This is a genomic window from Polycladospora coralii, assembly GCF_014773435.2.
In the GTDB taxonomy this organism is placed as follows: Bacteria; Bacillota; Bacilli; order Thermoactinomycetales; family Thermoactinomycetaceae; genus Polycladospora; species Polycladospora coralii.
Genome location: NZ_JACXAG020000018.1, coordinates 1 through 5,715, shown reverse-complemented (window position 1 = coordinate 5,715; position 5,715 = coordinate 1). Strand labels below are relative to the sequence as shown.

Annotated in this window: 7 protein-coding genes; all 7 read right to left on the bottom strand. The window is 39.9% G+C overall.

Going from position 1 to position 5,715, the window contains the following annotated elements:
• A partial coding sequence (locus tag IC619_RS16395; protein WP_213260993.1) for a hypothetical protein occupies positions 1-265 on the bottom strand: 265 nt, incomplete at its 3' end.
• A gap of 243 nt (positions 266-508) precedes the next feature.
• Positions 509-757 carry a hypothetical protein gene (locus tag IC619_RS16390; protein WP_191140405.1) on the bottom strand — a complete coding sequence of 83 codons (249 nt, stop codon included), beginning with the start codon at positions 755-757 and terminating at the stop codon, positions 509-511.
• Positions 758-769: 12 nt separating this feature from the next.
• Positions 770-1,876 (bottom strand): RHS repeat-associated core domain-containing protein, encoded by a 1,107-nt coding sequence (locus IC619_RS16385; RefSeq protein ID WP_249669910.1) that lies wholly within the window; start codon positions 1,874-1,876, stop codon positions 770-772.
• A 226-nt stretch (positions 1,877-2,102) separates the two neighbouring features.
• Complete coding sequence (locus tag IC619_RS16375) at positions 2,103-2,546, bottom strand: hypothetical protein (RefSeq protein WP_191140408.1); 444 nt, start codon at positions 2,544-2,546, stop codon at positions 2,103-2,105.
• A gap of 24 nt (positions 2,547-2,570) precedes the next feature.
• Entirely contained in the window at positions 2,571-3,653 is a 1,083-nt protein-coding gene (locus IC619_RS16370) for an RHS repeat-associated core domain-containing protein (protein ID WP_213260991.1), read from the bottom strand.
• Positions 3,654-3,885: 232 nt separating this feature from the next.
• Positions 3,886-4,512 (bottom strand): HEAT repeat domain-containing protein, encoded by a 627-nt coding sequence (locus IC619_RS16365; RefSeq protein ID WP_191140410.1) that lies wholly within the window; start codon positions 4,510-4,512, stop codon positions 3,886-3,888.
• Positions 4,513-4,564: 52 nt separating this feature from the next.
• A partial coding sequence (locus IC619_RS16360) for an RHS repeat-associated core domain-containing protein (protein WP_213260989.1) occupies positions 4,565-5,715 on the bottom strand: 1,151 nt, incomplete at its 5' end.

The window sequence follows — 5,715 nt, the reverse complement described above, 5'->3', positions numbered from 1 at the left end:
GGAGCATTTCGATATGACTGCCGTTGTATTGATAGTAGGAAGTCTCATCCGCACCTTGCTCTGTTTCCTTGACCATGGAGAATAAGTTCCCAGATGCCGTGTATACATAGCTGTTGGTTTTCTTGCCATCTACACTTTCGCTGATCATTTCTCCTGATGTCGCTCGATAATCAAAAGTGGTGGTTTGCTCCTGCTCAGTGCCAACATGTTCCACTTTGGACGTGGTTCGATCTAAGCCATCGTAGGTAAACTGAGTTGTCAGCATACTGGTTTTGTCTTTATTTTGCTTTTGATGTTTGGTTATGTTGTCGTACATTGGTTAAAAATTGGTGATAGTTTTGATCCGTATTTAGTTGAAAAAAAGAAAGCCACTCCTACTTCACGTAAGAATGACTTCACAGTAGTATTGGTGATAAAACATCACTGGGAGCTCGATTGAATGTTACAAATTTGTTTGATCATGCCAAATAATTCAAGTTCAGTCCGCCTTCATGTCAAACTTCTTATATCAATCTTTTAATTCATACTCCAATCTATATCTTTGAATAATTCGTGTCCCATTTTCCTCAAATACATATATTCTTCGACAACTTGTACATCTCCAAACCTCATATTTGGGATCAGGAATATCTAAAGTATCAATCTGTCCCATTGAAATGATATCATCCATTTCTTTATCCGTATATACATGTAATTCTATATCATTTGGAATCTTACCATTCCAAAGTAACTCTCCACATACACATTCATATTTCATATGATCACCTACCTAATTGGTAACTTTTCCGCCTTTTATCCAAATCTCAACTCTACCTGGAAGTTGTTTATTTGGAAAAGTCCCTTCTGCTCTCTTTATCACTGATAATGCAGCTTCACGCGACATATCTCCAGCTCTTGCATCTAAAATAACAGCTTCAGCTCCCTGTTTTTTAAACGGAGTTTTAATTCGTTTAGTGGCAGTATTTAAGTTGTTGTTTTCTAGTGTCTTTAATTCAGTGATTACACCATCAATTTCAAAGTCAGAAGTACCTTTTTTAGGATCTCTTGCGATACTCTTAACTACTTTTCCATCAGCGACTAGATCATCTACCACTCGCTTCTCATGAGAAAGTAATGCTTTAGTATCACCTATAAATTTTCCAGCCTGCTTCTTAGCACCTTCCTTTAATCCCTGTTTGAGAACCCCTTTTGCTCCTTGAGACAGCAGTGCCACTCCACCATGGGAAACCAATAACAGATCTATTACCGTGGCAGCATCCATTACCATAAAAATAAAATCTAATCGTTCTTCTGGAGTGAAGCTATCTATAAAGTTTGTGATTGCATCCGGTTGATAAGGACATCCAGCTAGTGTACGCTCGCACGATCCACCTGCCATAGTTGACAAGCTAGTCTTGGTATAAACAGGCTTTGGTGCAGTAAATACCCCACCACTTCTACCACTACTTCCTGTACCATTTCTTCGGTGTACTCGCTGTGTTTTAGGTGGTTTAGATCTTAGTGATGATGTTGCCGGTATGGTAGATCCATAACCCACACCACCATTTGCCTTTTTAAAAGCTTTTAGTGGATTCGTATATGCTTCACTATATGGATCTGAACCCACTTCAACTGGTAAGTGCCCATCCGGATCAATATACGAGATCGGATTTCCACCAGCATATCCATACAAACTATTGGTCATGGCGTTCATGAAGAGTCCGACGTGTTCCTTAGCGTTGGTGTAGGAGTCGGGGCTCATGAAGCGACCTGTGCCTGGGAAGTAGTTCCGGAAGCCGAGGTCATAGGATTCAGTGTTGGGATCCCAGCGTTTTCCGCTATAGCGGTACGGGTTGTACATCGCTTTGGTGGGATCACTGTCTACTCCGGTGAACAGGGCTTTGTCGTTTTCACCGTATGGGGTGTAACCATAGGTGGCTAGTAAAAATGGGTACCACTACCTATTTCTTTGCAACGCGGACTATCATTGTCCTATTAAGGGGGAGATCCAGTAGTAACTAAAAAATATTCATTGATAATTATTTGAAACCAATTATCAATGAATCAGTAAATAAAATCGTGACATTTTTGATATTGTAATTCACTGTTTATATCTAAATACGTTACCTAAGCTCTTCATAACTAATTGTGTCAATGTATAAATCACAGTTGGCTAATGGTGGAATTAACCTCATTAGATACCAATTAACGTCTACTAATCCAAACTCTTCATCAAATAACTTCCTATTTACAGTCAAGCTAAAAGAAATCTTCCCGTCTGGATTAATTAGCAAATCTCCACCTATTTGAGTATCTTTCCAAGTTATATTAACTCCGACAACTTCGTTTCTTTCCTCTTTTTTTTCAACTGTTTTTAATAAGTTAGCTAGAGTTATTGTTTGACTTACCCAATTATAATCATCTATGTCTCCTATGGGTAGATACGAAACTTGACCATGATCATCAAATGACCATCCATAGTTATATAAATTCATCAAAAAATTTTTAGTAAATTTTTCATCTGAGTCAGATACAACACTTATATATATCCCTGAATCTATAGACATGACTACCTTCCTCTCTCGAATATATCAATCTAGCCACTCGTAATAGTTGATCCCTTTCTTATTAAGATAGCTTTTCAACTCAGAAGGTATAGGTGTATTTGAATGTAATTCATAGCTAGCACCGTTTTCCTTCGCAATTCTTAATCTACTCCCCATGTCTGATTTAAACTTATCAATCCTTTTGGGATCTTTCATTGTATTTTCCCAGTAGCCTGCTGACTTCGCTTCCCACCATCTATTGTCTACACCGCCATCAAAGTCTCGTCCACCTTTTTGAAATCCACCATTACCTCCAAGTTTTTTAGTTAAATGGTCCTCAAAGTCTTTACCAACAAGATTTTTTGCACTTCCTGATTTGGCTGAAGCGTTTGCCGAAGATTTTCCACTGCTCTTCCCTGTCTCCTTAGCCGCCTGCTTCTTAGCACTTTCCTTTAATCCTTGTTTGAGAACCCCTTTTGCTCCTTGAGACAGCAGTGCCACTCCACCATGGGAAACCAATAACAGATCTATTACCGTGGCAGCATCCATTACCATAAAAATAAAATCTAATCGTTCTTCTGGAGTGAAGCTATCTATAAAGTTTGTGATTGCATCCGGTTGATAAGGACATCCAGCTAGTGTACGCTCGCACGATCCACCTGCCATAGTTAACAAGCTAGTCTTCGTATACACAGGCTTTGGTGCAGTAAATACCCCACCACTTCTACCACTACTTCCCGTACCATTTTTTCGGTGTACTCGGTGTGTTTTAGGTGGTTTAGATCTTAGTGATGATGTTGCCGGTATGGTAGCTCCATAACCCACACCACCATTTGCCTTTTTAAAAACTTTTAATGGATTCGAATATGCTTCACTATATGGATCTGAACCCACTTCAACTGGTAAGTGCCCATCCGGATCAATATACGAGATCGGATTTCCACCAGCATATCCATACAAACTATTGGTCATGGCGTTCATGAAGAGTCCGACGTGTTCCTTGGCATTGGTGTAGGAGTCCGGGCTCATGAAGCGACCTGTCCCTGGGAAGTAGTTCCGGAAGCCGAGGTCATAGGATTCGGTGTTGGGATCCCAGCGTTTTCCGCTATAGCGGTAGGGATTGTACATCGCTTTGGTGGGATCACTGTCTACTCCGGTGAACAGGGCTTTATTGATTTTATTACATGACTATTGTAAATGTTTCCCATATTATGTCCATTGGTGCTGTATGCACACCTATGGCTCTAGAGTAATTTTTCTTCTCTATTATTTTATACAGATTAGTTAGCAAAAAAGAAAGCCACCCCTACTTCATGTAAGAGTGGCTTCGAAGTGTTCTATTTAGTTAATTAGTCATTCATCAACCCTTATTAATCTCTTGAAGTACCCCTTGTACGAGAGAACTTTCATCATTTTTTAAAATATATACTGCTTTTTCTAGTAACTCAGATGACAATTCATGTAGTGTTAGTAAGCTTACATACCGCATCATTTCATCACAATCAGATAATTTTTCGAATGACACTTTAACCGCTAGGTCTGGATTTACTTTAACTAATGATAGTAATGCTCTTCTTTGAACATATTTATTTTCGTCATCCAAGAAACGCACAAGATAACGCTCTAAATTACACTCTGTTCGTCTGCCAATTAATTCAGCTATTTGCCATCGTGTGTTATAGAAAGGGAAATCAATGCTTTTAGATACAAATACTTTTAATACATCCGAACTAAGCCTCTTTTCTAATTTGTCTAAGATATTTTCCACTTCATTGTCAAGCCCCAATACGATCATAATAGATCCTATTAAATTGTCGTTTCTTGTATTTTCTATATAGTCAATTGCCTCTTCTGTTAATCGCATTACTTCCATCCAATTAGGGTATAACGTCGCATCTATTTCCCGGTTTTCAAATTGCTCTATCTTTACACCCGCCCAACACCAGAATAGATTTAATTCATTTTCTAGACCCCTAACAATATCCATGAATGTCTCCCCTCTCAATGTTTATTTGATAGTAGATTTCCTTTTGTTCTATCTATTTTAGATACTGACTTGGATTAACAGGATATCCATGCACATTACCTTTCCCATCAATATGGACTCTTACTCCAGTTTCACCCCTGGTTCCAACTACGCGACCAGCATCCCAAACCCTCGTATGTCCTATTGGAGTTCCTTTCATCCATGCTTCCTGCGTAAGATTAACTCCTGTTTCACCCTTAGGCCAAGGAGTTTTTTTGGGTGTGTTATTTTTATGCCCTAGTACATGTTTACCTTGTTTACCAGCATCGACAGGTGGAGCATTCTTTATATTACCTTTTACTGTACCTTGCTGTGGTAACGTTCCTCCACTATTAGAAGGTCTATTCGAAGACTTCATCAACAACGACTCTGCATCTCTACTTAAGTTTGCAGCACCATTAATGCCAACACTTCCACTATATGCAGCAAAACCAACGGTTACAGGGGTTGCAACTATACCCACTCCTGAAGCAACTAAAGCACCTGTTGCTGTCGTTCCAATAGCTGCTCCAATAGCTCCCGCTACCATTGCTCCAGAATCTGCAGTAAGTGCTCCCCAATAATAGGCTTCACCTTCTGGTGTGTAATAGTCATCTAAGTTGAATAAACCCAAACTTAGATTTCCAATCAGTCGGTTGGTAAATCCGACTGAGAAATCTCCTATTTGATCCCAAACACTTAAGCTAGTCTTCGTATACACCGGTTTAACAACTACAAATGATCCACTACTGCCCGTACCATTTTTTCGGTGTACTCGGTGTGTTTTAGGTGGTTTAGATCTTAGTGATGATGTTGCCGGTATGGTAGCTCCATAACCCACATTACCATTTGCCTTTTTAAAAACTTTTAGTGGATTCGAATATGCTTCACTATATGGATCTGAACCCACTTCAAGTGGTAAGTGCCCATCTGGATCAATATACGAGATCGGATTCCCATCGGTATACGCGTACAAGCTATTGGTCATGGCGTTCATGAAGAGTCCGACGTGTTCCTTGGCATTGGTGTAGGAGTCGGGGCTCATGAAGCGACCTGTCCCTGGGAAGTAGTTCCGGAAGCCGAGGTCATAGGATTCGGTGTTGGGATCCCAGCGTTTTCCGCTATAGCGGTACGGGTTGTACATCGCTTTGGTGGGATCACTGTCTACTCCGGTGAACAGGGCTT